Here is a 20,425-nt window from a genome sequence, read left to right as displayed (position 1 = left end):
CAGTCTCATCACTGACTTACTGCCAGCCGTAACGACGGCTATAGAACCCTTTCACCAGTTGCGTTAATGTCATATACCCTGCCAGAATCGCAATTAGCCACGGGAAATAGCTTAACGGCAACGCCTGCAGTTGCAGATAACTGGCCAGCGGCGAGAACGGCAACGCGATCCCCACAACCATCACGATCACGGTCATGATCATTAACGGCCACGATGCGCGGCTCTGAATAAACGGCACACGGCGGGTGCGGATCATATGTACAATCAGCGTTTGCGACAGTAACCCCACCACAAACCAGCCCGACTGGAACAGCGTTTGCGTTTCCGGTGTGTTGGCATGGAATACCCACCACATCAGGCAAAACGTCAGAATATCGAAGATCGAACTGATCGGTCCGAAGAAGATCATAAAGCGCCCCAGATCCGCCGGATTCCAGCGCTGCGGCTTTTGAATTTGCTCGTCGTCGACGTTATCAAACGGGATAGCCACCTGTGACACATCGTACAGCAGGTTCTGAATAAGCAAGTGTAACGGCAACATCGGCAGGAAAGGCAAGAAAGCACTCGCCACCAGCACGCTGAACACATTACCGAAGTTAGAACTCGCCGTCATTTTGATGTATTTCAGCATGTTGGCGAAAGTGCGACGTCCCTCAATAACCCCCTCTTCCAGCACCATCAGGCTTTTTTCCAGCAGGATGATATCAGCCGCTTCACGAGCAATATCTACCGCGCCGTCCACGGAAATTCCAATATCCGCAGCGCGTAAGGCGGGCGCATCATTTATTCCATCGCCCATAAAGCCAACCACATGCCCTTCACGCTTCAGTAAGGTCACAATGCGTTCTTTATGCATCGGCGTCAGGCGCGCGAACAGCGTGGTACGTTGCGCGAGATTTGCCAATTCGTCGTCAGTTAGCGTTTCAATATCACTACCAGTAACCACTTCTCCCGCGTCCAGCCCCACTTCATGGCACACTTTCGCCGCCACTAACTCACTGTCGCCAGTAAGGATCTTCACGGTAATTCCACTGGCTTTTAACGCCCGCAGAGCCGGAGCCGTTGTCTCTTTTGGCGGATCAAGAAAAGCGATATATCCTTCGAGGATCAGATCGGATTCATCAATTCGCTGGTAATCTCCTTCACGCGCTGGCTGGTATTTCGTCGCCACCGCAACCACGCGCAGCCCCTGACGGTTCAGCGTATCAGTAACCCGTTTAATCTTGCGTAACATGGTGTCATCAAGCGGGACAATCTCGCCATTGTGACGCACTTGCGAACACACATTGAGGATCTCCTGCAATGCGCCTTTGCAGACCAGTTGATGGTGTTCGGCATTTTCTGCCACTACTACCGACATCCGGCGGCGCTCGAAATCGAACGGAATTTCATCCACTTTCTGCCAACGACTGGCCAACAGACGGGCAGACTCTTCATCGATGCCTTCCAGCACCGCCGTATCGAGCAGGTTTTTAAGCCCGGTCTGGTAATGGCTGTTCAACCACGCACTATGTAGCACCCGCTCGCTGGTTTTACCGGAGATATCGGTATGATTCTCCAGCACAATTTTATCTTGCGTCAGGGTGCCTGTTTTATCAGTGCACAGAATATCCATAGCGCCAAAGTTCTGAATGGCATCCAGATGTTTGACGATCACTTTCTGTTTCGACAGCTTGACTGCGCCACGTGCCAGCGTCGAAGTGACAATCATCGGCAACATTTCCGGCGTTAAGCCTACCGCAACCGAAAGCGCGAACAGCGCTGCTTCCCACCAGTCACCTTTGGTGTAACCGTTGATGAGCAGCACCACCGGCGTCATCACCAGCATAAAGCGAATCAATAATATGCTGACGCGGCTGATCCCTTGTTGAAAGGCGTTCGGCTCGTTTTCCTGCTCGCTGACACGCCCCGCCAGTTGACCAAACCAGGTATTAGCGCCTGTAGCAATCACCATTGCTTGTGCCGTGCCGCTCACCACGGTGGTGCCCATAAAACACAAAGTGTCGCACTCCAGCGGATTACAGTGCTCTGACTGGCGGGTAGTTGTTGCTTTTTCAACAGGCAGAGACTCACCGGTTAATGACGCCTGAGCGATGAACAGATCGCGCGCCTGCAAAATACGTAAATCGGCCGGGATCATATCCCCCGCCGCCAGTTTAATAATATCGCCAGGCACTAACTGGTCGATTGGGATCTCCAGCCAGCCATTTTCCCCTTTGTCGTTAATTACACGCAGCACCGTCGCGGTATTGCTGACCATCGCTTTCAGGGCATCTGCCGCTTTAGTGGAACGCGCTTCCTGAATAAAGTTCAGCAGCGTGGAAATAGCCACCATTAACGCGATCACACCTGCAGCAAATAAATCCTCCGTGGCATAAGAAATACCGCCGAGAATGGTGAGCAATATATTAAAGGGGTTGCGATAACAGACCCACAAATGTACCCACCACGGAGACGGTTGTTGCGCAGGTAATTTATTTTCACCATGTTGTTCGCGGGCTAATTCCACTTCCGCCTGATTTAACCCTTCCGGATGGGTGTCGAAGGTTTTCCATAATTCCTCTTCTGGCATTACCGCCATTTTCAGGCAATGCGCACTTAAGGAAGGGGGGATCGGAATATTCGCTGTCTGTTGCGCGCCAGGCAAAGGATCGCGATGAACCAGACGAGAAGGTAAATGGCGAATGAGCCGGGTAAAAATTTCTTTAAACATAGGAAGTCCCTCCGCACCCTGTAAGCATGGTGCAGAAAATATCTTCAGGCGTTGCAAAGCCTTACCTGAAGGTAATAAAAATGAGCTGGGACGTTAAAACGTCACGGCTTTACGCATCCGGTAACGCCGTGAAAAGACAGGCTTACCGGAAAAGTTTTAATCTCCGTCGAGGGAGAGGCGTGGGATCAGGTTCCATATAACCTCCGGTAAGTGAAAAATAGCGCCAGGAATCCAATAATATTGGTAGCGTTTATGCCGATATAATACCTGCAGACAACTAAACCAACGATAAACCAGACTTTGCCCATTGCGGTATGCACAGGTAAAGTTAGGCTCAAATAATTAAACCGCAAGTTACGGGGCAACAGGATGCAAAATCGGCTGACCATCAAAGACATCGCGCGCTTAAGCGGCGTGGGGAAATCCACGGTTTCCCGGGTGCTGAATAACGAAAGCGGCGTGAGTCAGCGCACACGTGAGCGCGTGGAAGCAGTGATGAATCAGCATGGATTTTCCCCTTCCCGCTCCGCACGCGCCATGCGTGGGCAAAGCGATAAAGTCGTCGCCATTATCGTTACCCGTCTGGATTCGTTGTCAGAAAATCTCGCCGTTCAGACCATGCTGCCTGCATTCTATGAACAGGGCTACGACCCAATCATGATGGAAAGCCAGTTTTCACCACAATTGGTCGCAGAGCATCTGGGCGTTCTGAAACGTCGTAATATTGACGGCGTGGTGCTGTTTGGTTTTACCGGCATAACGGAAGAGATGTTAGCCCACTGGCAGTCATCACTGGTGCTGATGGCACGTGACGCAAAAGGCTTTGCTTCAGTCTGTTATGACGACGAAGGGGCGATCAAAATCCTGATGCAGCGACTGTATGACCAGGGGCACCGCAATATCAGCTATCTCGGCGTGCCACACAGTGACGTCACTACCGGTAAGCGACGCCATGAGGCCTATCTGGCATTTTGCAAAGCGCATAAACTGCATCCCGTCGCCGCTCTGCCGGGCCTTGCCATGAAGCAAGGCTACGATAACGTGGAAAAAGTGATTACGCCTGAAACCACCGCGTTGCTGTGCGCAACCGACACGCTGGCACTTGGCGCAAGTAAATACCTGCAAGAGAAACGCATTGACACTCTACAGTTGGCGAGTGTTGGTAATACGCCGTTGATGAAGTTCCTCCATCCGGAGATCGTCACCGTTGATCCCGGCTACGCTGAAGCCGGACGCCAGGCGGCCTGCCAGTTGATCGAGCAGGTAACCGGACGCAGCGAACCCCAACAAATCGTCATCCCCGCCACCCTTTCCTGATCGTTGACTGAACGATAATTTGTGATCTTCGCTGCGTTTCGGGAACGTTCCCATTTTTAATATTCTCTTCCCACGATATTCTGCCATCAACCAAATATGTCATCTGCCACGGGGCTTTACGATGAGCAAAGTGAACCAAACGGATATCGACCAGTTGATTGAACTGGTCGGCGGGCGCGACAATATCGCGACGGTGAGCCACTGTATTACACGCCTGCGCTTTGTCCTCAACCAACCGACCAATGCCAGACCGAAAGAAATTGAACAATTACCAATGGTGAAAGGCTGCTTCACCAATGCCGGGCAATTTCAGGTGGTCATTGGCACCAACGTTGGCGATTACTATAAAGCGCTGTTGGCGAGGACTGGTCAGGCGCAGGTCGATAAAGAGCAGGTGAAAAAAGCTGCACGGCAAAATATGAAATGGCATGAACAGTTGATCTCCCATTTCGCAGAGATCTTCTTCCCGTTGCTACCGGCGCTAATTAGTGGTGGTTTGATCCTCGGTTTTCGCAATGTGATTGGCGATCTACCCATGAGCAACGGGCAGACGCTGGCGCAAATGTACCCTTCTCTAAAAACGATCTACGATTTTTTGTGGTTGATCGGTGAAGCGATCTTCTTCTACCTGCCAGTCGGAATCTGCTGGTCAGCGGTGAAAAAGATGGGTGGCACACCGATTCTCGGTATCGTACTTGGCGTGACGCTGGTTTCTCCACAATTGATGAACGCCTATCTGCTCGGGCAGCAGGTGCCAGAAGTATGGGACTTTGGCATGTTCAGCATCGCTAAAGTGGGCTATCAGGCACAGGTGATCCCGGCACTGCTGGCCGGGCTGGCGCTTGGCGTTATTGAAACCCGCCTTAAGCGCATCGTGCCAGATTACCTCTATCTGGTGGTTGTGCCGGTCTGTTCGTTGATCCTCGCGGTGTTCCTTGCCCATGCACTTATTGGTCCCTTTGGCCGCATGATTGGCGATGGCGTTGCCTTTGCGGTACGCCACCTGATGACCGGCAGCTTTGCGCCGATTGGTGCGGCATTGTTTGGCTTCCTGTACGCCCCGTTGGTGATCACCGGCGTACACCAGACCACGCTTGCTATTGATTTGCAGATGATTCAAAGCATGGGTGGCACGCCAGTGTGGCCGCTGATTGCACTGTCGAATATCGCTCAGGGCTCCGCCGTGATAGGTATTATCATTTCCAGCCGCAAGCACAATGAACGCGAGATCTCCGTGCCTGCCGCGATCTCCGCCTGGCTTGGGGTCACAGAGCCGGCAATGTACGGCATCAACCTGAAATATCGCTTCCCGATGCTGTGCGCGATGATTGGTTCTGGTGTGGCGGGATTGTTATGCGGCCTGAACGGCGTCATGGCGAACGGCATCGGTGTTGGCGGTCTGCCGGGCATTCTCTCTATTCAGCCGAGCTACTGGCAGGTGTTTGCGCTGGCAATGGCTATCGCCATCATCATTCCGATTGTACTCACCTCGTTTATCTACCAGCGGAAATATCGCCTGGGTACGCTTGAAATTGTTTAATTTTCTTCGGGGCGCACTTGCGCCCCCTCGCATTTGCAGGAATAACCTAATGACTAATCTTCCCCACTGGTGGCAAAACGGCGTTATCTACCAGATTTATCCAAAGAGTTTTCAGGACACCACCGGCAGCGGCACCGGCGATCTGCGCGGAGTCACCCTGCGCCTCGACTATCTACAAAAACTGGGGGTCGATGCTATCTGGTTGACCCCCTTTTATGTCTCTCCCCAGGTCGATAACGGTTACGACGTGGCGAACTATACGGCGATTGATCCCACGTATGGCACGCTGGATGATTTTGACGAACTGGTGGCGCAGGCGAAATCGCGCGGTATTCGCATTATTCTTGATATGGTGTTTAACCATACTTCTACCCAACACGCCTGGTTTCGCGAGGCGCTGAACAAAGAAAGCCCTTATCGTCAGTTTTATATCTGGCGTGACGGCGAACCAGGAATACCACCAAATAACTGGCGTTCTAAATTCGGCGGCAATGCCTGGCGCTGGCACGCAGAAAGCGAACAGTATTATTTGCATCTGTTTGCACCAGAACAGGCCGATCTCAACTGGGAAAACCCAGCAGTACGCACAGAACTGAAAAAAGTCTGTGAGTTCTGGGCCGATCGCGGGGTAGACGGGCTGCGTCTGGATGTGGTGAATCTGATCTCCAAAGACCCGCGCTTCCCTGACGATCTGGATGGCGACGGGCGTCGCTTCTACACCGACGGGCCACGAGTCCATGAGTTTTTGCACGAGATGAACCGTGATGTCTTTACACCACGCGGGTTGATGACCGTAGGTGAAATGTCCTCCACCAGCCTTGAACATTGCCAGCGATACGCGGCGCTGACAGGCAGTGAATTGTCGATGACCTTTAATTTTCATCACCTGAAGGTCGATTATCCCGGCGGTGAAAAATGGACGCTAGCTAAACCTGACTTTGTAGCGTTAAAAACATTGTTCCGCCACTGGCAACAGGGAATGCATAACGTCGCGTGGAATGCTTTGTTCTGGTGTAACCACGATCAGCCGCGCATTGTTTCTCGCTTTGGCGATGAAGGTGACTACCGAGAGTCTGCGGCAAAAATGCTGGCGATGGTGCTGCATGGTATGCAGGGAACGCCTTATATTTACCAGGGGGAAGAGATTGGCATGACCAATCCGCATTTCACACGCATTACCGATTACCGCGACGTGGAAAGCCTCAACATGTTTGCCGAACTGCGCAACTGCGGGTGTGACGCCGAAGAGTTATTGGCGATCCTCGCCAGCAAGTCCCGCGATAACAGCCGCACGCCAATGCAATGGAACAACGGCGATAACGCCGGGTTTACTACCGCCGAACCGTGGATTGCCGTGTGTGATAACTATCGGGAAATCAACGTGGAAGCCGCGCTGGCCGATGAATCTTCGGTGTTTTACACCTATCAGAAATTAATCGCGCTGCGTAAACAAGAACCCATTCTGACATGGGGCGATTACCAGGATCTGCTGCCAAACAGCCCTGCGTTGTGGTGCTATCGCCGCGAATGGCAGGGGCAAACCTTATTGGTGATTGCCAACCTTAGCCGCGACATACAACCCTGGCAGCCAGGGCAAATCCGCGGCGACTGGCAACTGTTAATGCACAACTATGAAGAAGCCTCCTCTCAACCGGGAGCCATGACATTACGGCCTTTTGAGGCTGCCTGGTGGTTGCAGAGATAATTCTTCTCCTGGCCCCGGTAAAGCGAGCATTTTCGGGGCCTTACATGGCAGCACATTGTTTTTGTTGGTTTTTTAAACAGAAAATTATTAAAAATTTACACATCGCTGTAGCGCCCGTCATCCGTACACTCTGCTTTTTACTTTGAGCTAAATCAAAAAAAGCTCAAACATCCTTAATGCAAAGCACTATATATAGACTTTAAAATGCATCGCAACCCAATATGTTGTATCCGTCGACTATACTTGCATCAAGATACACACCAACTAAGCCGACATAATTGTGGATAAGGCAGATTGGGACTGCTGTAACTCCCCGTAAAAAGAGCCAAATAAACCGGGGCGCACTTCCCAATTTTCTGTGTATAACCTGTTCTTAAAAATATGGAGCGATCATGACACCGCATGTGATGAAACGAGACGGCTGCAAAGTGCCGTTTAAATCAGAGCGCATCAAAGAAGCTATTCTGCGTGCAGCTAAAGCAGCGGAAGTCGATGATGCAGATTATTGTGCCACTGTTGCCGCTGTCGTCAGCGAGCAAATGCAAGGCCGCACCCAGGTCGATATCAACGAAATCCAGACTGCAGTTGAAAACCAGCTCATGTCTGGCCCGTACAAACAACTGGCTCGTGCTTACATCGAGTACCGTCATGATCGCGACATTGAACGTGAAAAACGCGGTCGCCTGAACCAGGAGATCCGTGGCCTGGTCGAGCAGACCAACTCTTCGTTGCTCAATGAAAACGCCAACAAAGACAGCAAGGTGATTCCGACCCAGCGCGACCTGCTGGCCGGGATTGTTGCTAAACACTATGCACGCCAGCATTTGCTGCCGCGTGACGTGGTTCAGGCGCATGAGCGTGGCGATATTCACTACCACGATCTCGATTACTCGCCGTTCTTCCCGATGTTCAACTGCATGTTGATCGACCTGAAAGGTATGTTGACCCAGGGCTTTAAGATGGGGAACGCCGAGATTGAACCGCCGAAGTCGATCTCTACGGCAACCGCAGTAACTGCACAGATTATCGCCCAGGTTGCCAGCCATATTTATGGCGGCACCACCATTAACCGTATCGACGAAGTTCTGGCACCGTTCGTCACTGCCAGCTACAACAAGCACCGTAAAACAGCGGAAGAGTGGAGCATTCCAGACGCTGAAGGCTACGCCAACTCTCGTACCATCAAAGAGTGCTACGACGCGTTCCAGTCGCTGGAATATGAAGTGAATACCCTGCACACAGCCAACGGTCAGACGCCGTTTGTCACCTTTGGCTTTGGTCTGGGTACTAGCTGGGAGTCGCGTCTGATTCAGGAATCTATCCTGCGTAACCGTATCGCGGGCCTCGGTAAAAACCGTAAAACTGCCGTGTTCCCGAAACTGGTGTTTGCGATCCGCGATGGCCTGAACCATAAAAAAGGCGATCCGAACTACGACATCAAACAACTGGCACTGGAGTGTGCAAGCAAGCGCATGTATCCAGACATTCTGAACTACGATCAGGTGGTTAAAGTTACCGGGTCGTTTAAAACGCCAATGGGTTGCCGCAGCTTCCTCGGCGTGTGGGAAAACGAAAACGGCGAGCAGATCCACGATGGACGTAACAACCTCGGCGTAATCAGCCTTAACCTGCCGCGTATTGCGCTGGAAGCAAAAGGTGATGAAGCCACCTTCTGGAAGCTGCTGGATGAACGCCTGGTGCTGGCGCGTAAGGCGCTGATGACCCGTATCGCCCGTCTGGAAGGCGTGAAAGCGCGCGTGGCCCCAATCCTCTATATGGAAGGTGCCTGTGGAGTACGTCTGAATGCTGATGACGACGTTTCTGAAATCTTCAAAAACGGTCGTGCATCGATTTCGCTGGGTTATATCGGGATCCACGAAACGATTAATGCGCTGTTCGGCGGCGAACATGTTTACGACAACGAGCAACTGCGTGCGAAAGGTATTGCCATTGTTGAACGTCTGCGTCAGGCGGTGGATCAGTGGAAAGAAGAAACCGGCTACGGTTTCAGCCTCTACAGTACGCCGAGTGAAAACCTGTGCGATCGCTTCTGTCGTCTTGATACTGCGGAGTTTGGCGTGGTGCCGGGCGTGACCGATAAAGGTTACTACACCAACAGTTTCCACCTCGATGTTGAGAAGAAGGTTAACCCGTACGACAAGATCGACTTTGAAGCGCCTTATCCGCCGCTGGCGAACGGTGGCTTCATTTGCTACGGCGAGTATCCAAATATTCAGCACAACCTGAAGGCGCTGGAAGATGTCTGGGATTACAGCTATCAGCATGTGCCGTATTACGGCACCAACACGCCGATCGATGAATGCTACGAATGTGGCTTTACCGGTGAGTTTGAGTGCACCAGCAAAGGCTTCACCTGCCCGAAATGTGGTAACCATGACACCTCCCGTGTGTCGGTGACTCGCCGCGTGTGCGGGTATTTAGGCAGTCCTGATGCGCGTCCGTTTAACGCCGGTAAGCAGGAAGAAGTTAAGCGCCGCGTTAAACATTTGGGCAATGGGCAAATCGGTTGATCTTCACTCTGCGGTAAGCAAATGCCGGATGCGACGCGAAAGCGTCTTATCCGGCCTACACGCGGACTGATAAGCCAGGCAAAAATGAATTACCATCAATACTATCCTGTCGACATCGTTAACGGCCCCGGCACTCGCTGCACCCTGTTTGTCTCCGGGTGCGTCCATGAATGTCCTGGCTGCTATAACAAAAGCACCTGGCGGGTAAATTCCGGTCAACCGTTTACCAAAGAAATGGAAGACCAGATCATCAACGATCTGAACGACACCCGCATCAAACGCCAGGGTATTTCCCTCTCCGGCGGCGACCCGCTGCACCCACAAAACGTGCCGGATATTTTAAAACTGGTACAACGCATCCGCGCCGAGTGCCCTGGTAAAGATATCTGGGTATGGACAGGCTATAAACTCGACGAACTCAATGCTGCGCAAATGCAGGTTGTTGACTTGATTAACGTGCTGGTCGACGGCAAATTTGTGCAGGATTTAAAAGATCCGTCCCTGATCTGGCGCGGTAGCAGCAACCAGGTGGTGCATCATTTGCGGTAATCACTCATCCAGCCGTTTATCCGCCTCATCATAAACGGCTGAGTTCTCTCTCTTACCAATAGCCATCACCAACACGAGCAACGCTTTATCATTGACCTGATAGACCAGACGATATCCCAGTGTTCGAAGCTTAATTTTGTAGCAGTCCGGCAAATCCCGCAGTTTAGCCGATGGATTGCTCGGCCTTTTCAGCACATTCTCAAGCTTTTTTAAAATTGTTCCCGGACTGCCACGCCCAGCTTTTGCCACTCTTTCAGCGCTCGCGGATCAAAGGCCAGCTCATAGTTCATCCAGTCGGACCTTAATGGCCTCTTGTGGGTTGGCCAGTCGTTCCCTGACAGTGCGTAACAAGGCTTCCTCGCTATCACTGACAGTGAGCGTTTTTACCGGCATTCGCCCATTTTCCGCAACGTACTGAAACAGCAGTCGCACTGCTTCAGTAGGCGTGATATTTAATTTTTCCAGCACCGCATAAGCCTCATTTTTCAGTTTGTCATCCAGGCGGACGTTAAGTGTGGCCATTATGCCTCCGGTAATTACGAAAAGTGTAATGCATTATAGCATTACATATGCATTACATTCATTTATGGAAAACGCCTCGCAAAAATGGGGCTACGCACAAGACAATGGTCGTGTTGAAAGTAAATTCTGCGTGGGATTTATGAAAGGAGAAGAGCGTTGGGCGGTGATGTTTCACCGCCCAATCCAGCATTAACGATACTTCTTGTGATAGGTGTTGCGGGTGGTTTTCAGTTGCTCTGCGGCGGCCTGTGCTTCTTTGACTTTACCTTCGTTCGCCAACTTCAGCGCGTCGTCAATCTGGCCGACCAGAATGTCGAAACCGTGACGGAAATCTTTCATTTCCGGACTGTCTGGCGATTTACCTTCCAGCTTCGGCGGCGTTGCTTTTTGCGCATCCAGCGCCGCGGCGCGCATTTTGGTTAACGCATCTTTGACTTGCGCCGCGTTATCCGCTTTTTCGACCACTTTTAAATTGTCGTTGAGGGTTTCCATATTGCCTTCCAGATCAGCGGCAAACGACGCCGAACTGAATACCAACGAGGAGACTGCAAGAATAGCTAACAGGCTTTTACGCATTGCTCACTTCCTTCCATTTTTCTTATTAAGATTCGGCGCGGCAGGTCGCGCCAGTTTTTTACTGCCCGGCGATTTTCATCTCCGGCAACAGTACAGAACCACACTGTATATTGCTGCGTGTTTCAATATCGTTACCGACGGTGACAATATTGCGCCACATATCTTTTAAATTACCTGCGATGGTGATTTCGCTAACCGGATACTGAATTTCGCCGTTTTCTACCCAGAAACCCGCGGCACCACGGGAATAATCACCGGTAATCGCGCTCACGCCCTGGCCCATCAATTCTGTCACCACCAGCCCGGTGCCCATCTCTTTGAGCATCTGCTCGAAGCTCAGACCTTGCCCGGCAATACGCCAGTTGTGGATACCGCCCGCATGACCGGTACTTTTCAGCCCCAGCTTGCGCGCAGAGTAGGAAGTCAGCAGCCACTGAGTCAGGATGCCATCTTTGATGATATCGCGACGCTCGGTGCGCACACCTTCACTGTCGAATGGCGTGGATGCCAACCCTTTTAGCAGATGCGGGTGTTCTTCAATGGTCAGCCAGTCAGGCAAAATTTGTTTACCGAGCGAGTCGAGCAGAAAAGTCGATTTGCGGTAGACCGCACCACCGGCAATCGCGCCGACCAGATGACCAAACAGCCCCGTGGCAACTTCATTGGCAAAAATTACCGGCGCTTTCATAGTGGAGAGTTTACGCGGTGACAGGCGCGATAAAGTACGGCGGGCGCAGTCTGCCCCGACCCATTCCGGCGTTTGTAGATCGCTCATCGCGCGACCAATGGTGTAGGCATAATCACGCTCCATATCGCCGTTCTCTTCGGCAATCACGCAACTGGAGAGTGAATGGCGCGTTGAACAGTAGCCCTGCAACATGCCGTGGCTGTTACCAAATACTTTTACCCCGTAGTGGCTGTTAAAACTGCCGCCTTCGGTATTGGTGATGCGTTTGTCCGCCTTTAACGCAGCCTGTTCAGCACGGGCCGCCAGTTCAATGGCTTCATCCGGAGAGACTTCCGCAGGGTGGAACAAGTCGAGATCAGGCGCGTCAAAGGCCAGCAACTCTTTATCTGCCACGCCTGCGTAGGGATCTGGCGAGGTATAACGGGCAATATCCAGCGCCGCCTGTACGGTGCGGGCAATGGCCTGCGGGCTTAAATCGGTGGATGATGCACTACCTTTGCGGTTCTGGTGATAAACGGTGATCCCCAGCGCGCCATCGCTATTGAATTCGACATTCTCCACTTCACCATAACGCGTGCTTACGCTAATGCCGGTGGTCTTGCTGACGGCAACTTCTGCACCGTCCGATTTGCCTGAGGCCAACTCCAGCGCAGTCGAAACTGCTTCTTCCAGAATCTTGCGCTGCGCTTCAACTTGAGAGATTACTTTCATTGCAAGTGCCATAATGTAGAGAGTTTCTCTGAAGTCTAACAGAGAACCGTTTTTCAGTGCGCATCTTAACTGGTAACATTAGCCTCTTTTTTTAAGGAGCCTGACATGACTAAGCAGCCCGAAGACTGGCTCGACGACGTTCCCGGTGATGATATCGAAGACGAAGACGATGAAATTATCTGGGTCAGTAAAAGTGAAATTAAACGCGATGCCGAGGAGTTAAAACGCCTGGGTGCGGAAATTGTAGATCTGGGGAAAAACGCGCTGGATAAGATCCCGCTAGATGCGGATCTGCGCGCAGCTATCGAGTTAGCCCAGCGTATTAAGATGGAAGGCCGCCGCCGCCAGTTGCAGCTGATCGGTAAGATGCTGCGCCAGCGCGATGTAGAACCGATCCGTCAGGCGCTGGATAAGCTGAAAAACCGCCACAACCAGCAGGTTGTGCTGTTCCATAAACTGGAAAACCTGCGCGATCGTTTGATCGACCACGGTGATGATGCCATCGCTGAGGTATTGAACTTGTGGCCAGATGCCGATCGTCAGCAATTACGTGCTCTGATCCGCAACGCGAAGAAAGAGAAAGAAGGGAATAAGCCGCCGAAATCCGCACGCCAGATTTTCCAGTATCTGCGCGAGCTGGCAGAGAACGAAGGGTAATTTTCGTTGTTGATGTGAGTATGGTTTGCCGGATGCAGTGCACCGCCAGATCTGTAGGCCTGATAAGACGCGTCAAGCGTCGCATCAGGCGCTATGCTCAAATGCCGGATGCGGCGTGAACGCCCTATCCGGCCTACAAAAGCACGTTGCCCCTGTAGGCCTTATAAGGCGTCTCAGGGTTACTGCGCGGCTTCCGCCTTCTTCGCCAGACCATCCAGCAGTTTCTGATGAATACCACCAAAACCGCCGTTGCTCATCACCAGAATATGGTCGCCAGGCTGGGCGGTTTTCACCACCATATCTGCCAACGCATCGACATCACCACTCCAGTGTGCAGGCTGAATACAGGCTTCCGCCACTTCGGCTACCTGCCACGGAATATGCGCCGGTTGCAACAGGAAGACTTCATCGGCACGACCTAACGACGGTGCTAAATCATCTTTGCAGACGCCCATCTTCATGGTGTTCGAGCGTGGTTCCAGCACGGCAATAATACGCGCCGTACCACCAACTTTACCGCGCAGCGCCGCCAGCGTTGCCAGAATTGCCGTCGGGTGATGGGCAAAATCGTCATATACCGTCACGCCATTTGCTTCACCACGCAGTTCCAGACGACGACGAGCGTTGATAAATGACCCCAGCGCATTAGCAGCATCTGCCGGAGCAACACCAACATGACGGGCCGCAGCAATCGCCATCAGACCGTTGTGCATGTTATGTTCCCCCACCAGCGACCATTTCACTTCACCCACTTTTTCACCATCCAGCAAAACTTCCCATTCGGAAGCGTCGGTGGTCAGCTTTTTCGCCTGCCAGTGTCCCTGCTCGCCCACCAGCTCCTGCTCGCTCCAGCAGCCCATCGCCATGGTCTGTTTCAGGTTGATGTCGTTTTCCGGCCAGATAATACGGCCCTGCCCCGGAACAATACGTACCAGATGGTGGAACTGTTTCTGGATCGCTTTCAGGTCATCGAAAATATCGGCGTGATCAAACTCAAGATTATTGAGGATCAGCGTGCGCGGGCAGTAATGAACAAACTTAGAACGTTTGTCAAAGAAGGCGCAGTCATACTCATCCGCTTCGATAACAAAGAAGTCGCTTTCGCCCAGACGCGCCGAAACCTCAAAGTTTCCAGGTACACCGCCGATCACAAAACCCGGTTTATAGCCGCACTGTTCCAGAATCCAGGTCGCCATTCCCGCGGTAGTAGTTTTGCCGTGTGTACCAGCAACGGCCAGAACCCAGCGGTCACGCAGCACAAAATCGTGCAGCCACTGTGGACCTGACATATACGGAATGTTTTTTTCCAGTACCGCTTCCACACACGGATTTCCACGGGTCATGGCATTGCCAATAATCACCAAATCCGGCTGCGGATCGAGCTGGCTGGCATCGAAACCCTGAATCAGTTCAATGCCTTGCTTCTCAAGTAAGGTGCTCATCGGCGGATACACATTGGCGTCCGAACCCGTTACTTCATGGCCCAACTGGCGCGCCAGAATCGCCAGACCACCCATAAACGTGCCACAAATTCCTAAAATATGAATGCGCATACGTCATTATCCTTTTTTAATCTACCGCTCATTTTACGCATATGTCGGGCAAGTGAGAAACGCATTTCAGGATAATCCGTAATTTGCTGGCGCGATTCACCTGAGCGCAACATTCAGATTATTTGTTAAGATTGTTGCGGTCGCTTTACTCCATAAACATTGCAGGGAAAGTTTTATGAAAACGTTAGGTGAATTTATTGTCGAAAAGCAGCACGAGTTTTCTCATGCTACCGGTGAGCTCACTGCTTTGCTGTCGGCAATAAAACTGGGCGCCAAGATTATCCATAGAGATATCAACAAAGCCGGACTGGTTGATATCCTGGGTGCCAGCGGTGCTGAGAATGTGCAGGGCGAGGTGCAACAAAAACTCGACCTGTTCGCTAATGAAAAACTGAAAGCCGCATTGAAAGCGCGCGATATCGTTGCGGGCATTGCATCTGAAGAAGAGGATGGGATTGTCGTCTTTGATGGGTGTGAACACGCAAAATACGTTGTGCTGATGGACCCCCTGGATGGCTCGTCCAACATCGATGTTAACGTCTCTGTCGGTACTATATTCTCCATCTACCGCCGCGTCACGCCTGTTGGTACGCCGGTAACGGAAGAAGATTTCCTCCAGCCTGGTAATAAACAGGTTGCCGCAGGTTACGTGGTATACGGCTCCTCTACCATGCTGGTTTACACCACTGGCTGCGGCGTCCACGCCTTTACTTATGATCCGTCACTCGGCGTTTTCTGTCTGTGTCAGGAAAAAATGCGTTTCCCGGAGAAAGGCTCAACCTACTCCATCAACGAAGGAAACTACATTAAGTTTCCTAACGGCGTGAAGAAGTACATTAAATTCTGCCAGGAAGAAGATAAGTCCACCAACCGCCCGTACACCTCACGTTATATCGGTTCACTGGTCGCGGATTTCCACCGTAACCTGCTGAAAGGCGGCATTTATCTCTATCCAAGCACCGCAAGTCACCCGGACGGTAAACTGCGTTTGCTGTATGAATGCAACCCAATGGCATTCCTGGCGGAACAAGCTGGCGGTAAAGCGAGCGATGGCAAAGAGCGTATTCTGGATATCATCCCGGAAACCCTGCATCAGCGCCGTTCGTTCTTCGTCGGCAATGACCATATGGTTGAAGATGTCGAACGCTTTATCCGTGAGTTCCCGGACGCGTAATGGTCTAAAAAAGCCGGAGCAGTCCGGCGTTTTTGCGTTTTAATTAACAAAAGTTAATTTGACGCGTTTAGAGACACGGAAATAGGGAACCCAGATAGCCAGATGAATGATATTTTTCAGCACACCCCATGCGTCTGAAAGATCAATTGTGGCATGAAGAAATTGTACTGCTCCCCAGGTATCAGCAACATTCAATGCGAAGAGCGCCAGAAGAAGGGCAATATAGTAGTGAGGAAGTTGGCGTTTCTTATTAAAAAACAAAAAAGTAGTATAACTCACCAACAGAAATATCGTGGCACATCCGACCACTTCCAGATAAAGCAGAGTTCTGAGCGGTTCTTCCTGACTGCCCTGAGCAAGCCCCCATGTTCGTACAAAAGAATAAATGCTCGAAATAATCACCAGCACTAAAGAAATAGCAGGTAAATACAGCCAACCTCCAATCCCCGTAAGCTTTTTATCAGCACAACCTTTACAATAATCGTCAGGTGGTAAAACAGCTACTCCACAACTTTTGCATGTTGTACTTAAATCCTCGCCTTCCTTTGCCCACATAAAAATATCCTTGTATATCAGTAAATTTACTCTTTTATTGTATTTTCCGGACTCACTCTTATTACTGGCGAACTCTGACGGTTCTCCCACAGCACCGTTAACCCACGCTGTAATGCAATGAAAATAAACAGCAAAATGCCGATGGCGATTTTCGTCCACCATGAACTCATCGTGCCGTCAAAGTTTATGTAAGTCTGAATGAGTCCCTGAATCGCTACGCCAAAAAGCGTTCCTAATACTGTCCCAACACCGCCGCTTAAAAGTGTACCGCCAATCACCACGGAGGCGATAGCGTCCAGTTCCACACCTACGCCTGCCAGCGCGTATCCGGCCTGGGTGTAAATAGAGAAGACAATCCCGGCCAGTGTCGCCAGTCCGGTGGAGAGCATATAAATGCGAATAGTGGTGCTGCGAGTAGAAATTCCCATCAGGTTTGCCGAAGTCGCGTTGCCACCAATGGCATATACCTGATTACCAAAACGGGTACGATGTGCGAGGAAAATACCAATAACCACCACCGCAAGCATCAGCAGCCCCATCGCGCTTAAGCGACCACCGCCGGGGATTTTCCACGCCAGGCTTGAGAGCGTTTCATAAATGGGATGGTTAATCGGGATCGACTCTTCCGAAACGAGATAGCTGACGCCGCGCAAAAAGAACATTCCTGCCAGGGTAATGATGAATGCCGGGATCTTCAGCGCGTCGATCAGAAGCCCCATAAATGCGCCGAAGGCACAGCCCATCACCAGTACCAGCGGGAAGGCCAATAGTGGCGAAAAGCCGAAGTCACCAATCACCTTTGCCAGAAACACGCCGGTAAAAGCGATCACCGAACCGACAGAAAGATCGATCCCACCGGAGAGGATCACAAAGGTCATGCCGACAGCGATGATCCCCAGAAAAGCGTTATCAGTCAGGATATTGCAGATCACCCGCGTGGAGGCAAAACCGGGAAACTGCGTCAGACAGTAGAGATAGCCCAACACAAAGACGCCGATGGTGATCATCAGTGGCAAGTTACGTTTTATCACGGCTACGCACTCCTTTAATCAGACTGATAAAGCGTTGCGACTGAACAATCAGCACGCAAAGCACCACCACCGCTTTCACCACCTGATTCATCTCCGGCGGAAAGCCCGAGAGCAAAATCCCGGTATTCATTCCCTGAATAATCAGCGCCCCCACCACCGAGAGCAGCAGGTTAAAGCGCCCGCCCATCAGTGATCCACCGCCGATCACCACCGCAAGAATGGCGTCCAGTTCCAGCCATAATCCAGCATTATTGGCGTCGGCACCGCGAATATCCGCCGCCACAATAATGCCCGCAATCGCCGCACACAGCCCGCTCAACACATAGGTGAGCATGACGATGATCCGCGTGTTCACTCCGGCATTTTTCGCTGCCCGAATGTTGATGCCAACAGCTTCAATAAACATCCCCAGCGCCGTTTTGCGAGCCAGCAACCAAAACAGAAGAAGTGTCAGCACTGCAATAATGACCGGCGTTGGCAGGAACAACAGCGATCCGCTGCCGAACCAGGAGAGATCCGGCGAGTTGAAAGTAACGATCTGTCCGGAGGTGATCAGTTGCGCCACGCCGCGCCCGGCAACCATCAGGATCAGAGTGGCGACAAACGGTTGAATTTTGAGGATCGCCACCAGAATGCCATTCCACAATCCAGCCAGAATGCCGGTGCCTAACGCACTGAGTAGCACAATCGGCACGCTATACCCCGCTACCGTCATCGCGGCCGTTGTGGCTCCGGCAATAGCCATCACCGCGCCTACGGAAAGATCGATGCCGCCAGTGGCGATCACCAGCGTCATGCCGATCGCCAGCAGCGCAACGGGAGCCGCGCGGTTAAGGATATCGATGGGACTCCCGAACAGACGCCCATCCTGAAGCACCACCTGCCAGAAATGCGGGGCGACCAGGCTATCGACCAGCAGCACCAGCAACAGCGCTGCCAGTTGCGGCATTCCCGTCGGCCAGCGAAAACGCCTTTTCGACGACGCGGTGTCAGGGAGAGATTGAGGCATCACACTGTTCTCCTTACGCCGCAATGGCGTTCATGATCGCCGGAACGGAAAGCTCTGCCAGCGGGATCTCTGCCACTTGTTTACGATCACGCATGATGATCACCCGATCGGCATAGCCCACCAGTTCTTCCAGTTCCGAGGAGATCACCAGCAGTGCCAGACCATCGGCGCACAGCGTTTCAATCAGGCGGATGATCTCGGCGTGGGCACCAACGTCAATACCGCGCGTTGGCTCGTCGAGAATTAGAAATTGCGGACGAGTCAGCAGCCAGCGTGAAAGCAACACTTTTTGTTGATTACCGCCAGAGAGGAACTCTATCGGCTGTTCCGTGGAAGGGGTGCGAATACCGAGCTGGCGGATAAATCGTTCTGCTATTTCCTGCTGTTCTTTGCGTGAAATCGGTCGCAGCCAGCCGCGCTGGGCTTGTAAGGCAAGGATGATATTTTCCCGTACCGAAGCGGCAGCAATAATGCCATCGGTTTTCCGGTCTTCCGGACAGAAACCAATACCCAGTACCGATGCATGATGCGGCGATCGCAGGGTTTGCGGTTTACCTTTGATCAACGCTGTGCCGCTGTCGGCGGGTTTGATACCGAAGATCACTTCCGCAGTTTCTGTACGTCCTGATCCCAGCAAACCTGCCAACCCGACGATCTCGCCGGGACGAATTTCCAGATCAAACGGCGCGATCGTCCCTTTCTTGCCGTAATTGTTAAACTCGGCAACAGGTTTGTCGCTCAACAATGTTCGCCCGGCACGCTGTAGCGCATGAGTGTCGAGTTCACGCCCCAGCATCATTTTCACCAGTTCGATCTGCGGAAGCTCGCGGGTTTCCCGACAGCCAACAAAGCTGCCGTTGCGTAAGACGGTGATCCGATCACTGACCTGGTATACCTGATCGAGAAAGTGAGTGACGAAGATCAGGCTGACGCCGCGATCTCGAAGCTGGCGCATCAGGCCAAACAGTAGTTCCACTTCCTGGGTGTCGAGGCTGGCGGTGGGTTCATCAAGGATCAGCACTTTGGCGGAGAGATCGATGGCCCGGCAAATGGCGACGATTTGCTGCATTGCCACCGAAAAACGGTTAAGCGGTTCGCGCACGTCGAGGGAGAAACCGTAGGATGCCATTAACCCGGTTGCGCGCTTTTCCATCTCTTTGCGCCGTAGCAAGCCGAAACGTTTGGGCTCACGGCCGATAAAGAGATTGTCGGCAACCGACATATTGGGTAACAGGTTGACTTCCTGGTAGACGGTGCCGATGCCAAGCTGTTGTGCATGGGCTGTGTTTTTCGGTGAGATGGCCTGGCCTTCCAGCCAGATTGTGCCGCGATCGGCATGGTAAACGCCGGTTAATGCTTTAATCAGCGTCGATTTTCCTGCCCCGTTTTCACCAAGCAGTGCCATAATTTCACCACGACGCAAGCTGAAGTCAACGTTATCTAACGCTTTGACGCCGGGGAAGAATTTGCTTAATCCTTCGGTACGGAGGATTTCCTGGTGTTGGTCGGTAGTCATAGCTCTCCCAGTGTAAAGCGGGCTCCTGGCAGGCCTGATAAGACGCACCAGCGTCGCATCAGGCATCTGCGCACAAAT

Annotated in this window: 17 protein-coding genes and 1 pseudogene; 7 read left to right on the top strand and 11 right to left on the bottom strand. The window is 52.1% G+C overall.

Going from position 1 to position 20,425, the window contains the following annotated elements; genetic code table 11:
• Positions 1-16: 16 nt before the first annotated feature.
• Positions 17-2,713: a magnesium-translocating P-type ATPase gene (gene mgtA, locus A1SC_RS03710; protein WP_016262819.1), complete on the bottom strand. Its 2,697-nt coding sequence runs from the start codon at positions 2,711-2,713 to the stop codon at positions 17-19.
• A gap of 142 nt (positions 2,714-2,855) precedes the next feature.
• On the bottom strand, positions 2,856-2,909 hold the full coding sequence (mgtL, locus tag A1SC_RS25275; protein WP_001387276.1) for a mgtA regulatory leader peptide MgtL: 54 nt from the start codon (positions 2,907-2,909) through the stop codon (positions 2,856-2,858).
• Positions 2,910-3,082: 173 nt separating this feature from the next.
• Here mgtL and treR point away from each other — a divergent pair, with 173 nt between their 5' ends.
• The 5 genes from treR to nrdG all read left to right on the top strand — a co-directional run bounded on the left by treR (position 3,083) and on the right by nrdG (position 10,355).
• Entirely contained in the window at positions 3,083-4,030 is a 948-nt protein-coding gene (gene treR / locus A1SC_RS03715) for a trehalose operon repressor TreR (protein WP_001181341.1), read from the top strand.
• Between the two features lie 121 nt (positions 4,031-4,151).
• Positions 4,152-5,570, top strand: coding sequence for a PTS trehalose transporter subunit IIBC (gene treB / locus A1SC_RS03720; protein ID WP_000049038.1), 1,419 nt, complete (start codon positions 4,152-4,154; stop codon positions 5,568-5,570).
• Positions 5,571-5,619: 49 nt separating this feature from the next.
• Complete coding sequence (gene treC, locus A1SC_RS03725) at positions 5,620-7,275, top strand: alpha,alpha-phosphotrehalase (RefSeq protein ID WP_016262818.1); 1,656 nt, start codon at positions 5,620-5,622, stop codon at positions 7,273-7,275.
• Between the two features lie 392 nt (positions 7,276-7,667).
• The gene (gene nrdD / locus A1SC_RS03730) at positions 7,668-9,806 is read left to right on the top strand and encodes an anaerobic ribonucleoside-triphosphate reductase (protein ID WP_000187807.1); all 2,139 of its coding nucleotides are present in this window, start codon (positions 7,668-7,670) and stop codon (positions 9,804-9,806) included.
• An 84-nt stretch (positions 9,807-9,890) separates the two neighbouring features.
• Complete coding sequence (gene nrdG, locus A1SC_RS03735) at positions 9,891-10,355, top strand: anaerobic ribonucleoside-triphosphate reductase-activating protein (protein WP_001106237.1); 465 nt, start codon at positions 9,891-9,893, stop codon at positions 10,353-10,355.
• On the opposite strand, the pseudogene A1SC_RS03740 reads toward nrdG, so the two are convergent.
• The 4 genes and pseudogenes from A1SC_RS03740 to pmbA all read right to left on the bottom strand — a co-directional run bounded on the left by A1SC_RS03740 (position 10,356) and on the right by pmbA (position 12,864).
• A pseudogene (locus A1SC_RS03740) lies at positions 10,356-10,645 on the bottom strand (type II toxin-antitoxin system RelE family toxin). It abuts the gene before it with no gap.
• Positions 10,635-10,877 (bottom strand): type II toxin-antitoxin system RelB/DinJ family antitoxin, encoded by a 243-nt coding sequence (locus A1SC_RS03745; protein ID WP_000212715.1) that lies wholly within the window; start codon positions 10,875-10,877, stop codon positions 10,635-10,637. The pseudogene A1SC_RS03740 and the gene A1SC_RS03745 overlap by 11 nt, the downstream one beginning before the upstream one ends.
• 189 nt (positions 10,878-11,066) lie before the next feature.
• A complete protein-coding gene (cybC, locus tag A1SC_RS03750) occupies positions 11,067-11,453 on the bottom strand; it encodes a cytochrome b562 (RefSeq protein WP_001232257.1) in 387 nt (128 codons plus the stop codon).
• Positions 11,454-11,511: 58 nt separating this feature from the next.
• A complete protein-coding gene (pmbA, locus tag A1SC_RS03755; RefSeq protein WP_001162190.1) occupies positions 11,512-12,864 on the bottom strand; it encodes a metalloprotease PmbA in 1,353 nt (450 codons plus the stop codon).
• A 93-nt stretch (positions 12,865-12,957) separates the two neighbouring features.
• On the opposite strand from pmbA, the gene yjgA reads away from it, so the two are divergent.
• The gene (gene yjgA, locus A1SC_RS03760) at positions 12,958-13,509 is read left to right on the top strand and encodes a ribosome biogenesis factor YjgA (protein ID WP_000166266.1); all 552 of its coding nucleotides are present in this window, start codon (positions 12,958-12,960) and stop codon (positions 13,507-13,509) included.
• Between the two features lie 179 nt (positions 13,510-13,688).
• On the opposite strand, the gene mpl is transcribed toward yjgA, so the two are convergent.
• On the bottom strand, positions 13,689-15,062 hold the full coding sequence (mpl, locus tag A1SC_RS03765; RefSeq protein WP_001219774.1) for a UDP-N-acetylmuramate:L-alanyl-gamma-D-glutamyl-meso-diaminopimelate ligase: 1,374 nt from the start codon (positions 15,060-15,062) through the stop codon (positions 13,689-13,691).
• A 175-nt stretch (positions 15,063-15,237) separates the two neighbouring features.
• On the opposite strand from mpl, the gene fbp reads away from it, so the two are divergent.
• Complete coding sequence (gene fbp / locus A1SC_RS03770) at positions 15,238-16,236, top strand: class 1 fructose-bisphosphatase (RefSeq protein ID WP_000853758.1); 999 nt, start codon at positions 15,238-15,240, stop codon at positions 16,234-16,236.
• Positions 16,237-16,275: 39 nt separating this feature from the next.
• Here the strand turns inward: fbp and A1SC_RS03775 are convergent, their stop codons facing one another.
• Genes A1SC_RS03775 through ytfR form a run of 4 tightly spaced genes read right to left on the bottom strand, consistent with a single transcriptional unit; the run spans position 16,276 to position 20,347 of the window.
• A complete protein-coding gene (locus A1SC_RS03775; protein ID WP_000263317.1) occupies positions 16,276-16,791 on the bottom strand; it encodes a DUF2569 domain-containing protein in 516 nt (171 codons plus the stop codon).
• A gap of 26 nt (positions 16,792-16,817) precedes the next feature.
• Complete coding sequence (gene yjfF, locus A1SC_RS03780; RefSeq protein ID WP_000596001.1) at positions 16,818-17,822, bottom strand: galactofuranose ABC transporter, permease protein YjfF; 1,005 nt, start codon at positions 17,820-17,822, stop codon at positions 16,818-16,820.
• Positions 17,809-18,831: a galactofuranose ABC transporter, ATP-binding protein YtfT gene (ytfT, locus tag A1SC_RS03785; protein WP_001468307.1), complete on the bottom strand. Its 1,023-nt coding sequence runs from the start codon at positions 18,829-18,831 to the stop codon at positions 17,809-17,811. The genes yjfF and ytfT overlap by 14 nt, the downstream gene beginning before the upstream one ends.
• Positions 18,832-18,844: 13 nt before the next feature.
• The gene (ytfR, locus tag A1SC_RS03790; RefSeq protein WP_000205820.1) at positions 18,845-20,347 is read right to left on the bottom strand and encodes a galactofuranose ABC transporter, ATP-binding protein YtfR; all 1,503 of its coding nucleotides are present in this window, start codon (positions 20,345-20,347) and stop codon (positions 18,845-18,847) included.
• Positions 20,348-20,425 lie beyond the last annotated feature (78 nt).

This window comes from Escherichia sp. KTE52, assembly GCF_000408325.1.
Classification (GTDB): Bacteria; Pseudomonadota; Gammaproteobacteria; order Enterobacterales; family Enterobacteriaceae; genus Escherichia; species Escherichia marmotae.
Note: the sequence above shows the minus strand (reverse complement) of the source record. Positions and strands in the feature narration are given on the sequence as shown.

Bases quoted from the DNA above. Each gene is read 5' to 3' on its own strand.
- mgtA (WP_016262819.1), bottom strand. From the start codon at position 2,713: ATGTTTAAAGAAATTTTTACCCGGCTCATTCGCCATTTACCTTCTCGT.
- treR (WP_001181341.1), top strand. From the start codon at position 3,083: ATGCAAAATCGGCTGACCATCAAAGACATCGCGCGCTTAAGCGGCGTG.
- treB (WP_000049038.1), top strand. From the start codon at position 4,152: ATGAGCAAAGTGAACCAAACGGATATCGACCAGTTGATTGAACTGGTC.
- treC (WP_016262818.1), top strand. From the start codon at position 5,620: ATGACTAATCTTCCCCACTGGTGGCAAAACGGCGTTATCTACCAGATT.
- nrdD (WP_000187807.1), top strand. From the start codon at position 7,668: ATGACACCGCATGTGATGAAACGAGACGGCTGCAAAGTGCCGTTTAAA.
- nrdG (WP_001106237.1), top strand. From the start codon at position 9,891: ATGAATTACCATCAATACTATCCTGTCGACATCGTTAACGGCCCCGGC.
- A1SC_RS03745 (WP_000212715.1), bottom strand. From the start codon at position 10,877: ATGGCCACACTTAACGTCCGCCTGGATGACAAACTGAAAAATGAGGCT.
- cybC (WP_001232257.1), bottom strand. From the start codon at position 11,453: ATGCGTAAAAGCCTGTTAGCTATTCTTGCAGTCTCCTCGTTGGTATTC.
- pmbA (WP_001162190.1), bottom strand. From the start codon at position 12,864: ATGGCACTTGCAATGAAAGTAATCTCTCAAGTTGAAGCGCAGCGCAAG.
- yjgA (WP_000166266.1), top strand. From the start codon at position 12,958: ATGACTAAGCAGCCCGAAGACTGGCTCGACGACGTTCCCGGTGATGAT.
- mpl (WP_001219774.1), bottom strand. From the start codon at position 15,062: ATGCGCATTCATATTTTAGGAATTTGTGGCACGTTTATGGGTGGTCTG.
- fbp (WP_000853758.1), top strand. From the start codon at position 15,238: ATGAAAACGTTAGGTGAATTTATTGTCGAAAAGCAGCACGAGTTTTCT.
- A1SC_RS03775 (WP_000263317.1), bottom strand. From the start codon at position 16,791: ATGTGGGCAAAGGAAGGCGAGGATTTAAGTACAACATGCAAAAGTTGT.
- ytfT (WP_001468307.1), bottom strand. From the start codon at position 18,831: ATGCCTCAATCTCTCCCTGACACCGCGTCGTCGAAAAGGCGTTTTCGC.
- ytfR (WP_000205820.1), bottom strand. From the start codon at position 20,347: ATGACTACCGACCAACACCAGGAAATCCTCCGTACCGAAGGATTAAGC.